The sequence below is a fragment of the Streptomyces kanasensis genome, from assembly GCF_043077165.1.
Classification (GTDB): domain Bacteria; phylum Actinomycetota; class Actinomycetes; order Streptomycetales; family Streptomycetaceae; genus Streptomyces; species Streptomyces changanensis.
In genome coordinates this window covers 404,130-424,261 of record NZ_JBIBSF010000004.1, presented here as the reverse complement: position 1 = coordinate 424,261, position 20,132 = coordinate 404,130, and the positions used below count along the sequence as shown (strand labels likewise).

The following is a 20,132-nucleotide window of genomic DNA, read 5'->3' as shown; positions in this document are numbered from 1 at the left end:
ACCCACTCACGGAGGTATTGTCAAGAGGGTATGGCCATCTCCCGTGGGATGTTTTGGGCCAGTACGGGTACTAGACGCACACTCGCTTGACGGACAGGAGACCACGGCGTGGCGCGCAGCGTGTACGTGACCGGGATCGAGCGCGGGGACGGCCGCCAGGTCGTGGAGCTGGGAGTCATGGAACTCCTGACCCGCCAGGTGGACCGGGTGGGGGTGTTCCGCCCGCTGGTGCACGACGGGCCGGACCGCCTCTTCGAGCTGCTGCGCGCCCGCTACCGCCTCCCGCAGGACCCCGCGACCGTGTACGGCATGGACTACCAGGAGGCGTCCGCGCTCCAGGCCGAACAGGGCACCGACGAGCTGGTGTCCCAGCTGGTCGAGCGGTTCCACGCGGTCGCGCGCGAGTACGAGGTGGTGCTCGTGCTCGGTACGGACTTCGCCGCCACCCAGCTGCCCGACGAGCTCGCCCTCAACGCGCGCCTCGCCAACGAGTTCGGCGCCTCCGTCATCCCGGTCGTCGGGGGCAAGGGCCGGCCGGCCGACGCGGTGCGGGCCGAGGCGCGCAACGCGTTCCGGGCGTACGAGGGGCTGGGCTGCGACGTCCTCGCGATGGTGGTGAACCGGGTCGCCGCCGACGACCGGGAGGCCATAGCCGACCGGCTCTCCGCCCGCCTCCCCGTCCCCTGCTACGTCCTGCCCGACCAGCCGTCGCTGTCCGCGCCGACGGTCGCGCAGATCACCCACGCGCTGGGCGCCCGGGTGGTCCTCGGTGACGACGCGGGCCTGGCGCGCGACGCCCTCGACTTCGTCTTCGGCGGCGCGATGCTGCCGAACTTCCTCAACGCGCTGACCCCGGGCTGCCTGGTGGTGACCCCCGGCGACCGCGCCGACCTGGTGGTGGGCGCGCTGGCCGCGCACTCGGCCGGCACGCCGCCGATCGCGGGCGTGCTGCTGACGCTCAACGAGCAGCCCAGCGAGGAGATCCTCACCCTGGCCGCCCGCCTCGCCCCCGGCACCCCGGTCATCGCCGTCAGCGGCAACAGCTTCCCCACCGCCACGGAGCTCTTCGCCCTGGAGGGCAAGATGAACGCGGCGACCCCGCGCAAGGCGGAGACCGCGCTCGGCCTCTTCGAGCGGCACGTGGACACCGCCGACCTGCTGAAGCGGATCTCGGTGGCCCGCAGCGGCCGCGTCACGCCGATGATGTTCGAGCACGAGCTGCTGGAGCAGGCCCGGACGGACCGCCGCCGGGTGGTCCTGCCGGAGGGTACGGAGGAGCGGGTCCTGCGCGCCGCCGACGTGCTGGTCCGCCGCGACGTGTGCGACCTGACGCTGCTCGGCGACCCGGAGGCGATCCGCCGCAAGGCGGCCGACCTGAGCATCGACCTGTCGGGCGCCCAGCTGATCGACCCGGTCACCTCGGAGCTGCGGCAGCGGTTCGCGGAGCGGTACGCAGAGCTGCGCGCCCACAAGGGCGTCTCGGTGGAGCTCGCCTACGACGTCGTGTCGGACGTGAACTACTTCGGCACGCTGATGGTGCAGGAGGGGCTCGCCGACGGCATGGTCTCCGGGTCGGTGCACTCGACGGCGGCGACGATCCGGCCCGCCTTCGAGATCATCAAGACGAAGCCGGACGCGTCGATCGTGTCGTCGGTCTTCTTCATGTGCCTGGCGGACAAGGTGCTCGTCTACGGCGACTGCGCGGTCAACCCCGACCCGGACGCCGACCAGCTCGCCGACATCGCCGTGCAGTCGGCGGCCACGGCGGCCCGGTTCGGCGTCGAGCCGCGGATCGCGATGCTGTCGTACTCGACGGGCACCTCCGGCACCGGCGCGGACGTGGACAAGGTCCGCGAGGCGACGAAGCTGGTGCGCGCGGCGCACCCGGAGCTGAGGATCGAGGGTCCCATCCAGTACGACGCGGCCGTGGAGCCGACCGTCGCCGCGACCAAGCTGCCCGAGTCGGAGGTCGCGGGCCGGGCGACCGTGCTGGTCTTCCCCGACCTGAACACGGGCAACAACACCTACAAGGCCGTGCAGCGCTCGGCGGGCGCGGTGGCCGTGGGCCCCGTCCTCCAGGGCCTGCGCAAGCCGGTGAACGACCTGTCGCGCGGTGCCCTCGTCAGCGACATCGTCAACACCGTGGCCATCACCGCCATCCAGGCGCAGGCCACCCGGCCCGCGTGACCCCGCCGCGCGGGCGGGACCGGCCGCCCCTCCCGCCTCCGGGGCCCGCCGCCCCGGCCCCGCCGGCCCGCCCCGCCCCCGCCCCCGCCCCCGCCCCTCCCGTGACGACAGAAAGCACCGCCACCGTGACCAGCCCGACCCGCGTCCTCGTCCTCAACTCCGGCTCCTCCTCGGTGAAGTACCAGCTCCTCGACATGCGTGACGGCTCCCGTCTCGCGGCCGGCCTCGTGGAGCGGATCGGCGAGTCCGGTTCGCGGCTGGTGCACACGCCGCTCGCGCGGGGCGGGGAGCGGCGCGAGCGGACCGCGCCGATGGCCGACCACGCGGCCGCGCTGGGGGCGGTCGCCGAGGAGCTGGCCGCCGACGGCCTGGGCCTGGACTCCCCCGACCTGGCGGCCGTCGGCCACCGGGTCGTCCACGGCGGGCTGCGGTTCTCCGCGCCGACCGTCGTCACGGACGAGGTGCTGGCGGAGGTCGAGCGGCTGGTCCCCGTCGCCCCGCTGCACAACCCGGCGAACATCACCGGCATCCGCACGGCGATGGCGCTGCGGCCCGACCTGCCGCAGGTGGCGGTCTTCGACACGGCGTTCCACACGACGATGCCGGAGTACGCGGCCCGGTACGCGATCGACGTGGAGACCGCCGACGCCCACCGCATCCGGCGCTACGGCTTCCACGGCACCTCGCACGCGTACGTCTCGCGGGAGACGGCCCGGCTGCTGGGCAAGGACCCGTCCGAGGTCAATGTGATCGTGCTGCACCTCGGCAACGGCGCGTCCGCATCGGCGGTGGCGGGCGGGCGGTGCGTGGACACGTCCATGGGCCTGACGCCGCTGGAGGGCCTGGTGATGGGGACGCGTTCCGGTGACGTCGACCCGGCCGTGACCTTCCACCTCCGGCGGGTGGCGGGGATGTCGGTGGACGAGGTCGACACGCTGCTGAACAAGAAGAGTGGCCTGGTCGGCCTGTGCGGCGACAACGACATGCGGGAGATCCGCCGCCGGATCGACGAGGGCGACGAACGGGCGGAGCTCGCCTTCGACATTTACGTCCACCGGCTGAAGAAGTACATCGGGGCGTACTGCGCGGTGCTCGGCCGGGTGGACGCGGTGGCGTTCACGGCCGGTGTCGGCGAGAACGCGGCGCCGGTGCGGGAAGCTGCGATGGCGGGCCTGGAGCAGCTGGGCCTCGCGGTGGACCCCGAGCGCAACGCCGTACGGTCCGGCGAGCCGCGGCTGATCTCGCCGGAGGGCGCACGGGTGGCCGTGGCGGTCGTCCCGACGGACGAGGAACTGGAGATCGCACGAGAGACGTACTCGCTGGTAAGCAACTGAAAACGGGAAACTCCACGCACTTCGCAGAACTCGGCTGAGCGGTCACCCGCCCATTTGTACATTCCGCCAGACGGAATATTCCGCACAGAAACAAACCGATAGGATCCGCCTTATGCGCCGTTCCAAAATCGTCTGCACACTGGGCCCCGCCGTCGACTCCTACGAGCAGCTGAAAGCGCTCATCGAGGCCGGCATGAACGTGGCCCGTTTCAACATGAGCCACGGAACCCACGCTGAGCACGAGGAGCGGTACCACCGCCTCCGCGAAGCGGTCGAGGACACGGGCCGCGCCGTCGGCGTGCTGGCCGACCTCCAGGGCCCGAAGATCCGGCTGGAGACCTTCGCCGAGGGCCCGGTCGAGCTGGTGCGGGGTGACGAGTTCACCATCACCACCGAGGACGTCCCCGGCGACAAGTCCATCTGCGGCACCACGTACAAGGGACTGCCCGGCGACGTCGCCAAGGGCGACCAGATCCTGATCAACGACGGCAACGTCGAGCTGAAGGTCCTGGAGGTGGACGGCGCCCGCGTCCGGACCATCGTCATCGAGGGCGGTGTCGTCTCCGACCACAAGGGCATCAACCTGCCGGGCGCGGCGGTGAACGTCCCGGCGCTCTCCGAGAAGGACGTCGAGGACCTGCGGTTCGCGCTGCGCATGGGCTGCGACATGGTCGCGCTCTCCTTCGTGCGCAACGCCGCCGACGTCAAGGACGTCCACCGGGTGATGGACGAGGTGGGCCGCCGCGTCCCGGTCATCGCCAAGGTCGAGAAGCCGCAGGCCGTCGCCAACATGCAGGACGTGGTCATGGCGTTCGACGGCGTGATGGTGGCGCGCGGCGACCTGGCCGTCGAGTACCCCCTCGAAAAGGTCCCGCTGGTGCAGAAGCGGCTCATCGAGCTGTGCCGCCGCAACGCCAAGCCGGTGATCGTGGCGACCCAGATGATGGAGTCGATGATCACCAACTCGCGCCCGACCCGCGCCGAGGCGTCCGACGTCGCGAACGCGATCCTGGACGGCGCCGACGCCGTGATGCTGTCGGCCGAGTCGTCCGTGGGCGCCTACCCCATCGAGACGGTCCGGACGATGTCGAAGATCGTCGTGGCGGCGGAGGAGGAGCTGCTCTCCAAGGGCCTCCAGCCGCTGGTGCCCGGCAAGAAGCCCCGTACGCAGGGTGGTTCGGTGGCCCGCGCGGCCGCCGAGATCGCCGACTTCCTGCACGGCAAGGCCCTGATCGCCTTCACCCAGTCCGGTGACACCGCCCGCCGGCTGTCCCGCTACCGCGCGACGCAGCCCATCCTGGCCTTCACCACGGACGCCGCCACCCGCAACCAGCTCACCCTGAGCTGGGGCGTCGAGTCCTTCGTCGTCCCGCACGTCGACAACACCGACGCGATGGTCGACCTGGTCGACGCGGAGCTGCTGAAGCTCCAGCGGTACAACCCCGGCGACGCCATGGTCATCACCGCCGGCTCGCCCCCCGGCGTCCCCGGCACCACGAACATGGTCCGCGTCCACCACCTGGGCGGTCCGGAGACCGACTGACCCGCGGACGCCGGTCCACCCGGCGGGGGGGCCGGGGGGGGGGGCCCCCGGGGGGGGGGGGGGCCGGCCGGGGGGGGGGGGGGGGGCCCGGGGGCCCCGGGGGGGCCCCCCCGCCCGGGGGGGGGGGCCCCCCCCCGGGGGGCCCGGGCCCCCCCCCCGGGGGCCCCCCCCCCCGCGGGGGGCCGGCGGGGGGGCCCCCCCCGGGGGGGGGGCCCCCCGCCGTCGTGCCGGGGCGGTGTCAGCCCTCGATGAAGTTCTTCAGGCCGGGCACCTTGAGGGTGCCGCCGAACTGGGCCGCCTGGACGACCTCGACGTCGGTGAAGAAGGCGTAGGGGACGTCCAGCGGGGGCGGGGTCTCCGGGCTGAAGGTGATCGGTATGAGGCCGAAGAGGTTGCCCTTCAGCTTCTCGGTGTACATGGTCACCGTGCCGCCGGTGATCGTCGAGGTGGAGCCCGGACGGGACGTGACGTGCCCGGTGCGGCCCTCGCCGTGCACGGTGAGCTGGTGCAGGTCCTTGATGTCCACCTCGGACGCGGTGAACTTCAGGGCCTTCTTCAGCGTGCCGCTGCCCGTGCGGACCTCGACGATGCCGTGGTACTTCAGCCCGCGCAGCGTGAGCCGCGTGCTCTCCAGCCGCCACGGGTGGTCCGCCACGTGCGGCACGCCGGGCTCGGGCTCCGCGTCGGCGAGGGCCCGCGGGTCCGGGGTGGGGCAGGGGAACGGGGGCTTGGCGCCGTCGGGGACGTCCTCGTCCTTCTTCGGCTCGCGTCCCTTGACGTCCTCGGGCAGCTCCTCGACCTCGGCGCCGACCTCGTCGGCGGCGTCCTTGATCGCGTCCTTGGTCGCGTCCCCGGTCCCGGTCCCGTCGACGGTCCCGGTCCCCGGCTTCGTCCCCGGGGCGGTGTCGCCGTCCGTGTCGGGGCGCTCCGGCCGGTCCGGCCCGTCGAGCACCGGCGGTTTCGCCGTGGCCGTGGCCGAGGGGAGGGGCGCCGGTGCGGCCGTGGGCGCGGAGGGCGTGGGCGCCGGGACCTCCTGCTCGCCGGCCAGTCCGCCGAGCAGGTCCTTGACGGCCCCACCGACCCCCAGCGGGTCCAGCGGGTGACGGGACGCGGACGGCGTGGGCGCGGGCGTGGCGGCCGGGGACGGGGTGGCGGCCGGGGCCGTGGTACCGGCCTGCGGCTCCTTCCCGGGCGTCGGCTCCGCCGGCTTCGTCGCCGCGTCCGCGGACGGGGTCCTCGTCGGTACGGGCGGCTTCGGGCCCGTACCCGTACCGCCGCCGTCCGGAGAGGCGGTCGCGGAGGGCGACGGGGACGGGGAGGGGGAGGCCGTCGTGGACGCGCTCGGCTTCGGCTCCTGCGACTCGGCCGGCTCGTCCGACTGCGTGACGCACGGACCGGGGGCGAAGGGGATGTCCTTCTCGTCGGCGAGCGCCGGCCTCGGCGTCAGGCTGATGCCGACCAGGACGGCCGTGGGCATCGCGGCCAGGGCCAGCGCCTTGCCCGCCGGGGCCTGCAACTTCGTCAGCAGCGACTTGCGCGGGGCCGCGTGGCGCGGCCCCCTCCTGGTGCGTGCGGCCTCGCCGTCGGCCACCGCCGGCTGCCTTTCGTCACCCCGCACTGTTCCTCCCGCCGTTGGCGTCGACAGTCGTCTCGGTGTCGTACGTGCGTGCGTGGAACGGCTCCAGCGGGTCGTCCGCGCGGGGCCGCAGGTCGTGCTCCGGCTCGTCCTCCGGCCTGCCGGGCGCCCAGGCGATGGAGAGCGCTCCACCGACGAGGGCCATGAGGAAACCGATGACGAAACCGCCCAGGTTCGCCACCGGGATGGAGACCAGGGCGAGGAGGATGGCGGCGACGCCGGCGAAGATGCGGACGGCCTGCTGGTACCACATGGTCAGGCCGAGGGTGACCAGCAGCCCTCCGATGATCAGTGCTCCGGCGCCCGTGGTCGTCGCCATCGAGAGGGTCATCTGCCCGAGTTGGAGACTCGCGTACGGAAAGTAGGCGATGGGGATTCCACCCAGCAGGGTGAAGAGGCCCGCCCAGAACGGCCGGCTGCCCCGCCAGTCACGGAACCGCCTCCTGAGGACGCGGACGTAGTGCTCGTTCTGCTCCGGCGACTCGGCGCTCATGGAAGCTCCCTGGTACTGGTGTTGCTTGTCGAGGTGGGAGTCGGGCGGGTGGGGACGCTGCGAGCGCCCCACCCGCCCTCACGGTTCACCGGTCAGTAGCACTCGACGCCCGGGCCGTCGCCCTTGAGCAGCTTCATGCTGAGACCGCTCAGCTTGAACGACGCGGCCGTGGTCGCCCACGCCCTCTGCTCGACGTTGCGCAGCTGGGCACGGGTCGCCTGCTGGGCGAAGCCGTTCTGGTTGATGTTGTGGTCCTTGACGACCGGACCCTTGGCGAACTTGCCCTCGCCGGTGTCCTTGGCCGCCATGCCGATGTCGATGTTGTCGAACTCGGCGTCGGCCTTCAGATCCGTGACGTCGAGGTACAGGTTCTCCGCGACGACCGGGTTCTTCGGGTCCTCGCCGGCCTTCAGCTTCAGCGTGATCTTGCCGAAGACCGGGACGTCCGGCGTGACCACCGACTGGCACATGTTGGTGATCCTGGCGTTCTTGAACGTCGAGATCGCGACCGGCCGCGGGACGACCTGGTCACCTTCCTTGACGTTCGCGTACCCCATGTCGACGCCGCCGTACTGGGCGAACCCGCGGCCGTCGAGGTACTCCGCCGTGACCTTGAACTCCTGGCCGGAGACGGCGAACGACGCGGCGAGCGCGCCCTGGGCGAGCCCGACGCCTATCGCGGCCGTCGCGGCCACACCGGGGACCATGACGACGGCGAACCGCTTCCATCTGGTCCCACCGCGCATCTGGGACTGCATAGATTCCTCCTTCTCGGACGTACATCTCCGGGCCGGACCCGGAAGGTCCGTCCTGGGATGGGAGAAGTGCTACGTCCTCGGGAAGGGGAACGCCCGCGGTTCGGGCGCGAACAGCGTCCGGATCACCGGCGATCACCCCCGAGCGACAACCACCGTGCCGCTCGGCGCAGGCGTCCGCGCGGCCCGTTCGGACAGGCCCCGCCGGTCGGCGGGAACCCCCCTGTCCACGGCCGGCGCAGCAGGTGCCCCGGCCCACTCGGTGGGGACCCAACCACGCGCGGCGCGGCTGATGGCCGGGCTGGTACGGGGTTGGACCGAGCGTGGCCGATCGTGGTCCATTCGGGCCCGGGGCACAAGGGGGTTCGTTACCCGCTAGTAACGACTCGATAAACCGGGTGCGACGGCGTGCCGTCGCCCAGGCACTCACGGTGCTACCCGCCGGTTCGACGAAAGGTGATTTCGGAGGCGATGGCCGGACATAAGGGCGGCGTCGACTTACTGGAAGTAACAGCGGCCGCGATTGCCAAGATTTGGCAAAGCGCGGCCGCCGTCCTTCGTTCTCCGCCGGTCCGACGGACCGTCAGGCCGGTGCGCGGCTCAGAACAGCACGCGCGCCAGGTCGCCGCGGGCCTTGATCACGCGCGGGTCGTCGGACCCGATGACCTCGAACAGCTCCAGCAGCCGCACCCGCGCCGCGTCGCGGTCGTCGCCGGCCGTGCGCCGCACGGTGTCGACGAGCCGCCCGAAGGCGTCCTCGACGTGTCCGCCCACCAGGTCCAGGTCGGCGGCGGCGAGCTGCGCCGGCACGTCGGCGGGGTCGTCGGCGGCGTTCTTGCGGACCTGCTGCGGGTCCGCGCCCTGCACGCGGCCGAGGAGTTCGGCCTGGGCGAGGCCCAGCTTGGCCTCGGTGTTGCCGGGGTCGTCGACCAGGACGTTCTTGTACGCCTGGACGGCGCCCGGGATGTCGTTCGCGTCCAGCGCGCGGACCGCCGCCTCCAGCAGGGCGTCGTACGGCCCGGCCGGCACGGCGGCGGCGCCGGCCCCGGGGCCCTCGCCCTCCGCGTCGACGACCAGACCGGTGAGGCCGAAGCGCTGCTCGGCGACCTGGACCAGCTGGTCGAGGGTCTGACGGATCTGGGCCTCGGGCGCCGCCCCCTGGAAGAGCGGCAGCGCCTGACCGGCGACGACCGCGAAGACCGCCGGGATCCCCTGGATCCCGAACTGCTGCATGAGCATCTGGTTGGCGTCGACGTCGACCTTCGCCAGGAGGACGCGGCCGCCGTACTCGACGGTCAGGCGCTCCAGCAGCGGCCCGAGCTGCTTGCAGGGCTCGCACCACTCGGCCCAGAAGTCGATGACGACCGGCACCTCGGCCGACCGCTGGATGACGTCGCGCTCGAAGCCGGCCTCGTCGACGTCGATCACCAGGGCGGACGGGGGCACGGCGCCGGAGCCGCCCTCCCGGGCCGCCTGCGCGCGGGACTGCTCCGCCTTCGCCTTGGCCTCTGTGGCCGCCTTCACCGCGGCGAGGTCGACGACGCCGCTCATGGACATGTTCCTAGGCTGCATGGGTACATCCTCCCCCTTCCGCGCGCGTAACCGGTACGTCATGGCTCGAGCCGTGGTGGCACCGGGTCCCCACCGGGTGCCGTGGTCGTCGCTGCGGGCTGGTCCCAGCCTTTCGCTACGCGTCGTAGCGTAACTGGGCCGCGGGGGGCGCGGGCCGGGCGGGCGGAGTGAAGTGGCTCACACGCGCGGCACCGGGGGCAGCCGAGCTACCCGCCGGTATGGTCGCCGTCATGTGCAGCCGCCCCGCCGCCACTCCCCCCGCCGGCCCCGGCCGCCCCGGGCGTCCGCGCAGCGCCGCCGCGGACACCGCGATCCTGGAGGCGACCCGCGCGGCCCTGGTCGAGCTGGGCTGGTCCAAGCTGTCGATGAGCGACGTCGCCACCCGCGCGGGCGTCGCCAAGACCACCCTGTACCGGCGCTGGGCGGGCAAGAACGAGCTCGTCGTGGACGCCGTCGCCGTCCTCTTCGACGAGCTGGAACTCCCCGACCGGGGCAGTCTCGCGGCGGACGTCGAGGGCGTGGTGCGCCAGTTCGCCGCGCTGCTGGAGCGGCCGGAGGCGAAGACGGCGCTGATGGCCGTCGTCGCCGAGTCGACCCGCGACGAGCCGCTGCGCGAGCGGATCCGCACCTCGATCGTCGAACGGCAGAAGCGCCTCGTCCTCCAGGGCCGGGCCCGCGCACAGGCCCGGGGGGAGCTGCCCCCGCCCGCCGGGGGCGAGGAGGTCGGCGGCGCGGCGGACGGCACGGACGACCTGATCTTCGACGTCATCGCGGGCGCGGTGGTCCACCGGGCGCTGGTGAGCGGGGAGCCCGTCGACCGGGAGTGGGCCCGGCGGTTCACGGCGCTGCTCCTCGGCGGGCTCGCCGCCGTCGCCCCCGACTGAGCAGCCGCGGGGCGTCCCGGCGGCATCACCGCCCGGGGGCCGCCGCCCGCGGGTGGCGGCCCCCGGGTGGCGGCCCGCGGGTCACAGCTCCCGGTACATCACGTGCAGGCCGGTGTAGCCGCGCACCGGGTGGCGGAAGGCCCCCGGGACGGTGCCGACGACCCGGAACCCCAGGTCCTCGTAGAGCCGTACCGCGTGCTCGTTGGTCTCCACGACGGCGTTGAACTGCATGCCCCGGTACCCCGCGGCCCGGGCCCAGTCGAGGCTGTACCGGACGAGGGCCCGTCCGATGCCGCGCCCGCCGTGGGCCGGGTCGACCATGTAGCTGGCGCTGGCGACGTGCGCGCCGTTGCCGGCCTGGTTGCGGTTCATCTTCGCCGTCCCCACGACCGTGCCGGCCGGGTCGACCGCGACGACCGTGCGGTGCGGCGGCTCCAGGAGCCACCAGCCGCCCGCCTCGTCCTCGGTGAGGTCCACCGGGTAGGTGAAGGTCTCGCCGGCGGCGACGATCTGCCGGAAGAAGGGCCAGATGGCGGCCCAGTCGCGGGCGGTGGCCTCACGGATCTCGACGTGCATGGGCCCAGCATGCCCGCCGGGCTCCGCCGGGGGCGAACGGTTTCCGCCCGAGCCGCGTCGCCCCGCCGGATCCAGCGCCCAGCCGGGACCGAGCGCCCCGCCGGAGCCGCGCCCCCGCCGGGACCGAGCGGCCCGGGGCGGCGGGGGCGCGGGGCGGTCAGAAGCCCGCCGGTTCGGTGTACGTCCCCCACTCGTCGCGCAGGACGTCGCAGATCTCGCCGAGGGTCGCCTCGGCGCGTACCGCGTCGAGCATGGGCCCGATCATGTTGGAGCCGTCCCGGGCGGCGGCGAGCATCGCGTCGAGCGCGGAGCGCACGCGGGCGTCGTCGCGCCGGGCCTTGCGGTCGGCGAGGACGCGGACCTGCTCGCGCTCCACCTCGTGGCTGACGCGCAGGATCTCCAGGTCGCCGGTGACGGAGCCGGTGTGGCAGTTGACGCCGACGACCTTCTTGTCGCCCTTCTCCAGGGACTGCTGGTAGCGGAAGGCGGCCTCGGCGATCTCGCCGGTGAACCAGCCGTCCTCGATGCCGCGCAGGATGCCGGAGGTGATGGGCCCGATGGGGTGCCGGCCGTCGGGGTGCGCCCGCAGGCCGCGCTCCTTGATCTGGTCGAAGATCTTCTCGGCGTCCGCCTCGATGCGGTCCGTGAGCTGCTCGACGTACCAGGAGCCGCCCAGCGGGTCGGCGACGTTGGCGACGCCGGTCTCCTCCATGAGGACCTGCTGGGTGCGCAGGGCGATCTCGGCGGCCTGCTCGGACGGGAGGGCGAGCGTCTCGTCGAGGGCGTTGGTGTGCAGGGAGTTGGTGCCGCCGAGTACCGCGGCGAGGGCCTCGACCGCCGTGCGCACGACGTTGTTGTAGGGCTGCTGGGCGGTGAGGGAGACACCCGCGGTCTGCGTGTGGAAGCGCATCCACTGCGCCTTGTCCGTCTTGGCGCCGTAGACCTCCTTCATCCAGCGCGCCCAGATGCGGCGGGCCGCGCGGAACTTGGCGATCTCCTCGAAGAAGTCGAGGTGCGCGTCGAAGAAGAAGGACAGACCGGGGCCGAAGACGTCGACGTCCAGGCCGCGCGAGAGGCCGAGCTCCACGTAGCCGAAGCCGTCGGCGAGGGTGTACGCGAGCTCCTGCGCGGCCGTCGAGCCGGCCTCGCGGATGTGGTAGCCGGAGACCGACAGGGGCTTGTACGCGGGGATGTGCGCCGCGCAGTGCTCCATCAGGTCGCCGATGAGCCGCAGGTGGGGCTCCGGCTGGAAGAGCCACTCCTTCTGGGCGATGTACTCCTTGAAGATGTCCGTCTGGAGCGTGCCGTTGAGGACGGACGGGTCGACGCCCTGTCGTTCGGCGGCGACGAGGTACATGCAGAAGACGGGCACGGCGGGGCCGCTGATCGTCATCGACGTGGTGACGTCCCCGAGCGGGATGCCCTGGAAGAGGACCTCCATGTCGGCCGCGGTGTCGATGGCGACGCCGCAGTGGCCGACCTCGCCGAGGGAGCGGGGGTCGTCGGAGTCGCGGCCCATGAGCGTCGGCATGTCGAAGGCGACGGAGAGGCCGCCGCCGCCCGCCGCGAGGATCATCTTGTACCGCTCGTTGGTCTGCTCGGCGTTGCCGAAGCCGGCGAACTGGCGGATGGTCCAGGTGCGGCCCCGGTAGCCGGTCGCGTACAGGCCGCGGGTGAAGGGGTACTCACCGGGCCAGCCGATCCGCTCGAAGCCGTCGTAGGTGTCGCCGGGCCGGGGCCCGTACGCGGGCTCCACGGGGTCGCCGGAGAGCGTGGTGAAGTCGGCGTCGCGCTTGCGGGCGGCGTCGTAGCGGGCCTGCCAGCGTCGGCGGCCTTCCTCGATGGCGTCAGCGTCCATACCTCGAATTTACTAGGACGTCCTAGTAAATGTCGATGGCCGACCGCCGGGCGCGCCCCGCGCCCGGCGGTCGGGAGGGTGCGGTTACGCCTTGGCCGTGACCGGCGAGGCGTCGACGACCAGCGGCCGGACCTCGCGCGCGACCTTGCGCTCGACGAAGAAGGCCGCGGTGGGGATCGTGCCGCTCAGCAGGATCCACAGCAGCTTGCCGAACGGCCAGCGGGCCTTGGAGCCCAGGTCGAAGGCGAAGACGAGGTAGATGATGTACAGCACGCCATGGGTCTGCGAGACCACGAAGGTGACGTCCTCACCCACGCCGAAGCCGTACTTGGCGACCATGCACGTACAGAGCACGAGGAGCATGACGGCCGTGACGTAGGCCATCACCCGGTAACGGGTCAGCACGCTGGATTTCATGGCATCGAGCGTAACCACCCGATCCGGGCGATCTTCGCGCGCCCCCTCGCCTCCGCCACCCCCGCCGGCAGGGCCCCGCCCCGGTCGCCGCCCCCGACGGCCGCCCCGACGGCCGCCCCGGCCGCCCGCCGCCCGGCGGCGCCGCCGGGACCCCGCTCAGCCCTCGTCGAAGTCGCCCGCCGCCACCCGCAGGGGCCGCAGCATCGCGAAGATCTCGGCGCACTCCTCCGCGTCGTACGCGCGCAGGCCGAAGTCCATGGCCATCAGGTCGGCCGTGGCGGCCTCGACCACCTCGCGGCCCTTCTCCGTGATGGCGGCGAGGGTGCCGCGGCCGTCGTTCGGATTGGGGCGCTTGCCGACGAGACCGGAGCGGACCAGCCGGTCGACGGTGTTGGTCACGGAGGTGGGGTGGACCATGAGCCGCTCGCCGATCTTCGACATGGGCAGCTCGCCCGCCTTGGAGAAGGTGAGCAGCACCAGCGCCTCGTACCGCGCGAAGGTCAGCCCGTACGGCTTGACCACGGCGTCGACCTCGGCCAGCAGGATCTGGTGGGCGCGCATGATCGAGGTGATCGCACCCATCGAGGGCACCGGGCCCCAGCGCTGCCGCCAGAGTTCGTCGGCGCGGGCGATGGGGTCGAAGGGGAGACTGAGCGGCTTCGGCACGCGGTCGACCTTACCGAGTGGCCACATGGCGGTCAGCCCGGTCTCACGCTTCGGTCGACCCCGGCGCACCCGGGGCCACGGTGTCGCACCGCGCCACCCTCTGTCCGTTATGCCACGATTGCCCGAACTGCCCGCAGCCAGCGAAGGGATCGTGATGTCCGGTCACCGTTCGTCGTCCCGCGCGCCGCTCCGCCTGACGCTCACCGCCGCACTGGCCGCCGCGCTCCCCGTCGCCGGCTGCTCGCCCGGCGGCGCGGGGGCCGGCGACAGGGCCGGGGAGCGGCCGTCCGTCGCCTCCGCCGGGCGGGGCGAGGCCGCGGCGCCCCACGCCGACTCCCCCTTCTGGGTCGACCCGCGGAGCGACGCCGCCCGCCAGGCCGCGGTGTACGAGGCGGCGGGCCGGACCGGGGACGCGCGCCTCATGCGGCGCATCGCCGACCGCCCGGCCGCCGTCTGGCCGGCCGGCGACGACCCCGTGCCGGACATCACCGGGGCGGTGCGCGGCGCCGCCCGCGACGGGCGCACGGTCGTCCTCGTCGCGTACGACATCCCGCAGCGCGACTGCGGCCGGTACTCCGCCGGCGGAGCGCCGGACGCGGACGCCTACCGGGCGTGGATCGACGCCTTCGCCGGGGCCGTCGGCGACGCGCCCGCCGTCGTCGTGCTGGAGCCGGACGCCGTGCCGCACCTGGTGGACGGCTGCGCGGGCGGTTCCGCCGAGGAGCGGTACCGGCTGCTGTCGGAGGCGGTGGACCGGCTGAAGCGGCAACCGCGCACGAAGGTGTACCTGGACGCCGGCAACCCCGCGTGGATCAAGGACCCGGGCAAGCTCGTCGAACCGCTGCGGCGGGCCGGTGTCGAGCGGGCGGACGGCTTCGCGCTGAACGTCTCGAACTTCCGGACCGACGAGGCCGTGGTGGCCTACGGGACGCGGCTGTCCGGCCTCCTCGGCGGTCTCCACTTCACCGTCGACAGCAGCCGCAACGGCCTCGGCCCGCTCCCCGGCGCGGAGGGCGGCGAGGAGTCCTGGTGCAACCCGCCCGGCCGGGCCCTGGGCAGACCGCCCACCGTCCGCACCGGCCACCGGCTGGTGGACGCGTACCTGTGGATCAAGCGGCCCGGCGAGTCCGACGGCACCTGCCGGGGCGGCCCCGCGGCGGGCACCTGGTGGCCGGAGTACGCCCTCGGCCTGGCCCGCCGCGCCGCCGACCCGCCCGCCCGCGGCGGGCCGGGCGCCGCCGGCTGACCCGCGCCCGGGCGGACCCCCGGCGCGGCGGACCCCGCGCCCGGCCCGGCCCCGGGAGGCGGGCCTCCACGACCGGCTCGGCCCGCCGCCGGCCCGGCCTGACCCCGCCCGGGAAGCCGGCCGGCATCCCGGGAAGCGGCCCGGCCCCGGGAGGCCGGCGCGGGGCCCGTAGGTCGGCCCCGGGAGGCGGGCCGGGGCCGTCGGTCGGTCCGCCACCGGTCAGCCCCGGGCGGGGACCTGGATCCAGCGGGCCACCGACGGGCGGCCTTCGGCGTCCAGGGCGAACAGCATGTACCAGCCGGGCGGCACCAGGCTCGGGTCGAGGGGCGCCTCGACGGTGACCGAGTCCGCGGTGCGCGTCAGGCCCAGCTCGACGGACCGCTGCTCGACGTCCGTGGTGTGGGTGACGGCGCTGGGGCGCAGCAGCCGGGCCTTGGTGATGCGGGCGGCGTCCCGGGTGCGGAAGGTGGCCCGGCCGTCGCGGTCCAGCTCCCGCGGCCCCGCGCCGAGCGCCGGGCGCCGGCGCGCGGCGTCGCCCTGGAGGTAGGGCGGGGTGTAGACCTCGACGCGCTGCTCGAAGGTGCCGAGCTTGGTGCCGTCCTTGTTCCCGAAGAGCGGGTCGGAGCCGAAGGTGGCGACGCGCCCGTCCGGCAGCAGCAGCGCCTCGGAGTGGTAGTTGCGGCCGACGGTGGGATCGGCGGCCTGGCGGAAGGTGCCCGCCGCGGGGTCGTAGAACTGCGCCTTGAGGACGTCGCTGGCCCCGCGCCCGCGGTAGTCGGACGAACCGCCGGTGGTGAAGACCGTGTCGTCCGGCAGCAGGACGCTGCTCAGGTAGCGGGTGCCCTGCGGGAGGGAGGGGCCGGCGCGGAAGACGGGGCTCTCCTCCTTGAGGTCGATGATCGCCGTGCGCGGGGTGGACAGCGGGGACTCGCCGACCCCGCCCCCGCCGAGGACCATCAGCTTCTGGTCCTGGACCGGCGGCAGCAGCAGGGAGGCGGAGGTCTCCAGCTGGTCCGGGTCGTCGATGCCGCGGATCTCCTGGAAGACGTTCCTGCGCAGGTCCCACAGGCCGGGGACGCGCCCCTCGTCGGCGGGGCCGTAGCCGGCGTTGGAGCCGGTGTAGAAGAGCTTGCCGCCCTTCGTGAGGAAGAGGGCCGGATAGGTCGGGAAGTAGCGGGTGGGGCCCTTCGTCCACTTCCTGGTCCTCGGGTCGTAGACCTCGTTGTCGCCGGGGACGACGTCGCCCACGTCGTTGAGCCCGGACACGGCGAGGACGCGGCCGTCCTGGAGGGTGACGAGCGTGGGGTACCAGCGGGCGTCCTTCATGGGCGCGACGGGCACGTACCGCTCGGCGACCGGGTCGAACTCGTACGCCGACCTGATGCCCTGGAAGTCCTGCTTCCCGGTGGTGAGCTTCTGCGCGAGGCCGTAGACGTTCCGGGCGTCCCGGCCGGTCAGCCCGACGACCCGGTACTGCGCCGCCTGCGTCGTCAGCCCCTCCGGACCCTCCTTCCTGGCCTCGACGAAGACCCGGGCCTCCGCGGCGGTGACCTTGGTCTCCCAGGGCTTCATCCGGCCGCCGCGGTCGTAGGAGACGGCGAACTCGCGCTTCGCCCGGGGCACGGTGACGTCGAAGCGGGAGACGTACTCGACGCCGGAGGGCGAGCGGAAGACGGTCCCCTCGGGGAGGGTGACCGCCTTGTCGGGGCTCTCGTTCCTGACGCGCATGGCGCCGCCCGCCCGCTTCACCTCGCCGTCCAGGACCTCGTAGCGGGCCGTGCCGCCGGCCACCAGCAGGCGGCCGTCCGGGAGCTGGCTGTGGCCGGCGCAGAAGAAGTCCTCCGGGGTGTCGACGTCCTCGAAGGTGCCTGCGGCGGGGTCCCACAGGACGGTCCTGAACGACCCGGCGTCGAAGTTCTTCTGGTTGTTGCCCGAGCCGGCGATCAGCAGGACCTTGCCGGTGCGCAGGAGCGCCGCGTGGATGGCGTTGACGCGGTACTCACCGGGGACCTCCACCGGCGCCCAAGAGCCGTACCGCGCCTTGTAGCCGGGCTGGGCGATCTTGTAGGCGTGGTACTTCTCCTCGGCGAAGGTGAGGGCCGCCGGCGCGTTGAGGCCGGCGAGGACGACGAGGGCGCCGCCGCCGAGCAGCGTCTTCCTGAACTTCCCGGACGGCCGGTGGGCCATGGGTCAGCTCCCTCCTGAGGTGGCGGCGAGGGCGGCCCCGGACTCGTCCCCGCGCGCGGCCGTCCGCCCGGTGACGCGGCGGCGCTCCCGGGCGGTGGTCCACCCCCAGACGGCGACGGGGGCGAGGCAGACGGCGAGGGCCAGGACGGCCCAGGTGCGCATGGCCGCGTGCGTGTGGTCGAGGTGCGCGGAGACGGCGAGGCCGGCGGCCAGCACGGCCGCCCAGCCCAGGTGGATCCGGAAGGTGCCCAGCCGGTCGGGGCTGGCCGCGCCGCCCTTGGGCGTGACGACGAACCGGCCGTCGGTGCGCCGGACCGCGGCGGTCAGCGACAGGAGGTAGACGGGCGCGCAGAGCGCCGACATCACCATGCCGGCGAGGCCGCCGGAGCCCTCCGGTTCGTGCGGGGAGACGTTGTGGCGCCGGTTCCACAGGTACAGGCCGATCTGGAGGGCCGCGGCGTCGCTGTAGAGCATCAGCCACACGGCGGACGAGACCTGCGTGCCGGAGGCGCCGAGCCAGAGGTAGAGGGTGCAGCTGAGGACGCCGAGGAACCAGTTGACGGCGGTCATCGGGTAGTAGGCGAGCAGGAGGGTGTAGTTCAGGAGCCGTCCGGGCGGGAGCCGGAAGGACGCCTTCCAGTACTGCTTGACGAGCGTCTCGTACGTCCCCCGCGACCAGCGGATCTGCTGGGTGAAGAAGTCCGTCCAGGAGACCGGGCCCTCGCCCACGGCGAGGACGTCGGGCGTGTAGACGGACCGCCAGTGCCGGCCGGTCCGGGGGTTCCTGCGGCGGTGGATCTCGAAGCCGGTCGCCATGTCCTCGGTGACGGAGTCCTGGAGCCCGCCGACCTGGAAGACGGCGCTCAGCCGGACGACGTTGTTGGTCCCGACGAACATCGGGGCGCGGTAGCGGTTGCCGGCGCGCTGGATCAGGGCGTGGAAGAGGAACTGCTGGGACTCGGCGGCCTTGGTGACGAAGGCGTCGTAGTTGCCGTAGACCTGCGGGCCGACGACGAAGGCGACGTCGGGGTCGCGGAAGTAGCCGAGCATCCGCTCCAGGAAACCGGGCAGCGGGACGTGGTCGGTGTCGACGGACGCGAGGAACTCGTAGTCGTGGCCGTGCATGGCGATCCACGCGTTGTAGTTGCCGTGCTTGGTGCGCGTCCTGTGCACGCCGGCCGGCCGGTTCCACTCGGGTACGCCCTTGCGGGTGAAGTGGCGGACGCCGAGCTCCCCGCACAGGGCCCGTGCCCGGTCGTCGTCGCCCTCGTCGAGCAGCCACACGTCCACCACGCCCGCGTGGCGTACCCGCACGGCGCCCTCCAGGGTGGCGCGGACCATGGCGAGCGGTTCCTTGCCGGGCACGTACGTGGTGAGGAAGGCGACGCGGGTGCCCTCCACGGGGCGCACGGGCACCGGGTCGCGCGCGACGAGCGTGGCGTGCGCGATCGACACCACGTTGACCAGCGTGAACAGGCAGATCAACGCGATCGAGACGAGCATGACCGCGTCGAACGCCACGAGCCACCGGTCGCCGCCCTCCCGGCGGGTCCAGTGGCCGGGCCGGACCAGGTAGGCGAGGAGGACGGCGGAGAGCACGGGGGCGAGCGTCATGAGGAGGACGGCGCGTATTCGGTGCGGCTGCCGGGCCAGCAGGGAGCGGTACCGGACGGTGTACGCCGACGGGCCCGGCTCCGTCAGGGGCCCGGCGAGGCGGCTGTGGGCGTCGTAGTCGTAGCCGCCGGGACCGCCCGCGGCGCCGGCCCGGTCCCCGCCGGGGCGCGGGCTCCTGCTGTCGCTGTCGCCGATGCTCTCCGACCGCAGCACGGGTGCCTCCAGCCTGTCGAGCGGGATCGCTTGTCCCCACGGAAATCGACGGACCGGCACATGTCGAACGGAGGGCAGCCGAGTGGGCGTATCGACCGCGTACGGGTTTGCCCCCTGCCCCTGACGCCATGTCAGCCCGTCGGGCGCGCCGCCCCGCCTGGGCACGACGGAGCCCGGCCGGCGGACCGCCGGCCGGGCTCACGGGCGCTCGGGCGGGGCGGCGCGCCTCGACGCGGCGCGCACGACGCCTCGCACGGTGCGGCCGCGGGCACGGGTGCGGCCGTCCCGCACGGCGCGTGCACCGCGCGCGGCGCTCAGGCCAGGTGGCGCTCCACGGTGGCGACCTTCGAGGTGAGGCCGTCCGTCACCCCCGGCCGGATGTCGGCCTTGAGGACCAGGGAGACGCGCGGGGCGCGCGCCTCGACGGCCGCGACCGCGCGCCGGACGACGTCCATGACCTCGTCCCACTCGCCCTCGACGGAGGTGAACATGGCGTCCGTGCGGTTCGGCAGGCCGGACTCGCGGACGACGCGGACGGCGTCGGCGACGTACTCCCCGACGTCCTCGCCGACCCCGAGCGGGGTGACGGAGAAGGCGACGATCACGCGCCCACCGTGCCCTCGGTGCGGGCGCGGGAGGCGATCACCGCGTCGTCGGCGGCGCGCTTGAGCTTCCGGTCGCCGTAGAAGCCGCCGAAGGGGACGACGGAGAGCACGAAGAACAGCACGCCCGTCTTCACGTCCCACTTCGCGTTCTTCCACGCGTCCAGCCAGAAGACCACGTACAGCAGGAAGAGGAAGCCGTGGACGGCGCCCATGAACGGGACGGCGTTGAACTCCGTCGTGCGCTTGAGGACCGAGCAGACGAGCAGCACGAGGAAGGAGGTGGCCTCGGGGCCGGAGACGAGCCGGAGGCGGTGGAGGGCGGATGCGGTCTTGATGTCCACGGACG

The 20,132-nt window shown here is 73.4% G+C and carries 17 protein-coding genes; 5 read left to right on the top strand and 12 right to left on the bottom strand.

Annotated elements, in window-relative coordinates:
• The first annotated feature begins 108 nt into the window (after window positions 1-108).
• From pta to pyk, 3 genes are all read left to right on the top strand, one after another.
• Complete coding sequence (gene pta, locus ACF053_RS13545) at window positions 109-2,187, top strand: phosphate acetyltransferase (RefSeq protein ID WP_391954008.1); 2,079 nt, start codon at window positions 109-111, stop codon at window positions 2,185-2,187.
• A gap of 125 nt (window positions 2,188-2,312) precedes the next feature.
• The gene (locus ACF053_RS13540) at window positions 2,313-3,521 is read left to right on the top strand and encodes an acetate kinase (RefSeq protein WP_391954007.1); all 1,209 of its coding nucleotides are present in this window, start codon (window positions 2,313-2,315) and stop codon (window positions 3,519-3,521) included.
• A gap of 112 nt (window positions 3,522-3,633) precedes the next feature.
• A complete protein-coding gene (gene pyk, locus ACF053_RS13535; protein WP_391954006.1) occupies window positions 3,634-5,064 on the top strand; it encodes a pyruvate kinase in 1,431 nt (476 codons plus the stop codon).
• A 238-nt stretch (window positions 5,065-5,302) separates the two neighbouring features.
• Here pyk and ACF053_RS13530 read toward each other — a convergent pair whose 3' ends face one another.
• The 4 genes from ACF053_RS13530 to ACF053_RS13515 form a co-directional block, all read right to left on the bottom strand.
• Window positions 5,303-6,682 (bottom strand): hypothetical protein, encoded by a 1,380-nt coding sequence (locus tag ACF053_RS13530; protein WP_391954005.1) that lies wholly within the window; start codon window positions 6,680-6,682, stop codon window positions 5,303-5,305.
• A complete protein-coding gene (locus tag ACF053_RS13525; RefSeq protein ID WP_058943650.1) occupies window positions 6,672-7,193 on the bottom strand; it encodes a DUF6114 domain-containing protein in 522 nt (173 codons plus the stop codon). The genes ACF053_RS13530 and ACF053_RS13525 overlap by 11 nt, the downstream gene beginning before the upstream one ends.
• Before the next feature lie 92 nt (window positions 7,194-7,285).
• The gene (locus ACF053_RS13520; protein WP_391954004.1) at window positions 7,286-7,951 is read right to left on the bottom strand and encodes a DUF6230 family protein; all 666 of its coding nucleotides are present in this window, start codon (window positions 7,949-7,951) and stop codon (window positions 7,286-7,288) included.
• A gap of 597 nt (window positions 7,952-8,548) precedes the next feature.
• Entirely contained in the window at window positions 8,549-9,520 is a 972-nt protein-coding gene (locus ACF053_RS13515) for a tetratricopeptide repeat protein (protein WP_391954003.1), read from the bottom strand.
• Window positions 9,521-9,738: 218 nt separating this feature from the next.
• Between ACF053_RS13515 and ACF053_RS13510 the strand changes: the two genes are divergently transcribed.
• Entirely contained in the window at window positions 9,739-10,404 is a 666-nt protein-coding gene (locus ACF053_RS13510) for a TetR/AcrR family transcriptional regulator (RefSeq protein WP_391954002.1), read from the top strand.
• A gap of 81 nt (window positions 10,405-10,485) precedes the next feature.
• Here the strand turns inward: ACF053_RS13510 and ACF053_RS13505 are convergent, their stop codons facing one another.
• From ACF053_RS13505 to ACF053_RS13490, 4 genes are all read right to left on the bottom strand, one after another.
• Entirely contained in the window at window positions 10,486-10,980 is a 495-nt protein-coding gene (locus ACF053_RS13505) for a GNAT family N-acetyltransferase (protein WP_391954001.1), read from the bottom strand.
• 157 nt (window positions 10,981-11,137) lie between these two features.
• Window positions 11,138-12,838, bottom strand: coding sequence for an acyl-CoA mutase large subunit family protein (locus tag ACF053_RS13500; protein ID WP_391954000.1), 1,701 nt, complete (start codon window positions 12,836-12,838; stop codon window positions 11,138-11,140).
• Between the two features lie 84 nt (window positions 12,839-12,922).
• A complete protein-coding gene (locus ACF053_RS13495) occupies window positions 12,923-13,255 on the bottom strand; it encodes a DUF3817 domain-containing protein (protein ID WP_391953999.1) in 333 nt (110 codons plus the stop codon).
• Between the two features lie 156 nt (window positions 13,256-13,411).
• On the bottom strand, window positions 13,412-13,921 hold the full coding sequence (locus tag ACF053_RS13490) for a MarR family winged helix-turn-helix transcriptional regulator (RefSeq protein ID WP_391953998.1): 510 nt from the start codon (window positions 13,919-13,921) through the stop codon (window positions 13,412-13,414).
• A gap of 154 nt (window positions 13,922-14,075) precedes the next feature.
• Here ACF053_RS13490 and ACF053_RS13485 point away from each other — a divergent pair, with 154 nt between their 5' ends.
• Window positions 14,076-15,167, top strand: coding sequence for a glycoside hydrolase family 6 protein (locus ACF053_RS13485; protein ID WP_391953997.1), 1,092 nt, complete (start codon window positions 14,076-14,078; stop codon window positions 15,165-15,167).
• 219 nt (window positions 15,168-15,386) lie between these two features.
• On the opposite strand, the gene ACF053_RS13480 is transcribed toward ACF053_RS13485, so the two are convergent.
• The 4 genes from ACF053_RS13480 to ACF053_RS13465 all read right to left on the bottom strand — a co-directional run bounded on the left by ACF053_RS13480 (window position 15,387) and on the right by ACF053_RS13465 (window position 20,127).
• Window positions 15,387-17,354: a galactose oxidase-like domain-containing protein gene (locus ACF053_RS13480; protein ID WP_391953996.1), complete on the bottom strand. Its 1,968-nt coding sequence runs from the start codon at window positions 17,352-17,354 to the stop codon at window positions 15,387-15,389.
• Between the two features lie 3 nt (window positions 17,355-17,357).
• Window positions 17,358-19,181, bottom strand: coding sequence for a glycosyltransferase family 2 protein (locus ACF053_RS13475; RefSeq protein WP_391953995.1), 1,824 nt, complete (start codon window positions 19,179-19,181; stop codon window positions 17,358-17,360).
• Between the two features lie 314 nt (window positions 19,182-19,495).
• Entirely contained in the window at window positions 19,496-19,786 is a 291-nt protein-coding gene (locus tag ACF053_RS13470; protein WP_058944557.1) for an MTH1187 family thiamine-binding protein, read from the bottom strand.
• Complete coding sequence (locus ACF053_RS13465; RefSeq protein ID WP_391953994.1) at window positions 19,783-20,127, bottom strand: DUF3817 domain-containing protein; 345 nt, start codon at window positions 20,125-20,127, stop codon at window positions 19,783-19,785. The genes ACF053_RS13470 and ACF053_RS13465 overlap by 4 nt, the downstream gene beginning before the upstream one ends.
• Window positions 20,128-20,132: the final 5 nt, after the last annotated feature.

What these genes read in the sequence shown, in the direction of transcription:
- ACF053_RS13500 (WP_391954000.1), bottom strand. Translation starts at nt 12,838, where the DNA reads ATGGACGCTGACGCCATCGAGGAAGGCCGCCGACGCTGGCAGGCCCGC.
- ACF053_RS13510 (WP_391954002.1), top strand. Translation starts at nt 9,739, where the DNA reads ATGGTCGCCGTCATGTGCAGCCGCCCCGCCGCCACTCCCCCCGCCGGC.
- ACF053_RS13495 (WP_391953999.1), bottom strand. Translation starts at nt 13,255, where the DNA reads ATGAAATCCAGCGTGCTGACCCGTTACCGGGTGATGGCCTACGTCACG.
- ACF053_RS13515 (WP_391954003.1), bottom strand. Translation starts at nt 9,520, where the DNA reads ATGCAGCCTAGGAACATGTCCATGAGCGGCGTCGTCGACCTCGCCGCG.
- ACF053_RS13505 (WP_391954001.1), bottom strand. Translation starts at nt 10,980, where the DNA reads ATGCACGTCGAGATCCGTGAGGCCACCGCCCGCGACTGGGCCGCCATC.
- ACF053_RS13520 (WP_391954004.1), bottom strand. Translation starts at nt 7,951, where the DNA reads ATGCAGTCCCAGATGCGCGGTGGGACCAGATGGAAGCGGTTCGCCGTC.
- ACF053_RS13525 (WP_058943650.1), bottom strand. Translation starts at nt 7,193, where the DNA reads ATGAGCGCCGAGTCGCCGGAGCAGAACGAGCACTACGTCCGCGTCCTC.
- ACF053_RS13480 (WP_391953996.1), bottom strand. Translation starts at nt 17,354, where the DNA reads ATGGCCCACCGGCCGTCCGGGAAGTTCAGGAAGACGCTGCTCGGCGGC.
- ACF053_RS13485 (WP_391953997.1), top strand. Translation starts at nt 14,076, where the DNA reads ATGTCCGGTCACCGTTCGTCGTCCCGCGCGCCGCTCCGCCTGACGCTC.
- pyk (WP_391954006.1), top strand. Translation starts at nt 3,634, where the DNA reads ATGCGCCGTTCCAAAATCGTCTGCACACTGGGCCCCGCCGTCGACTCC.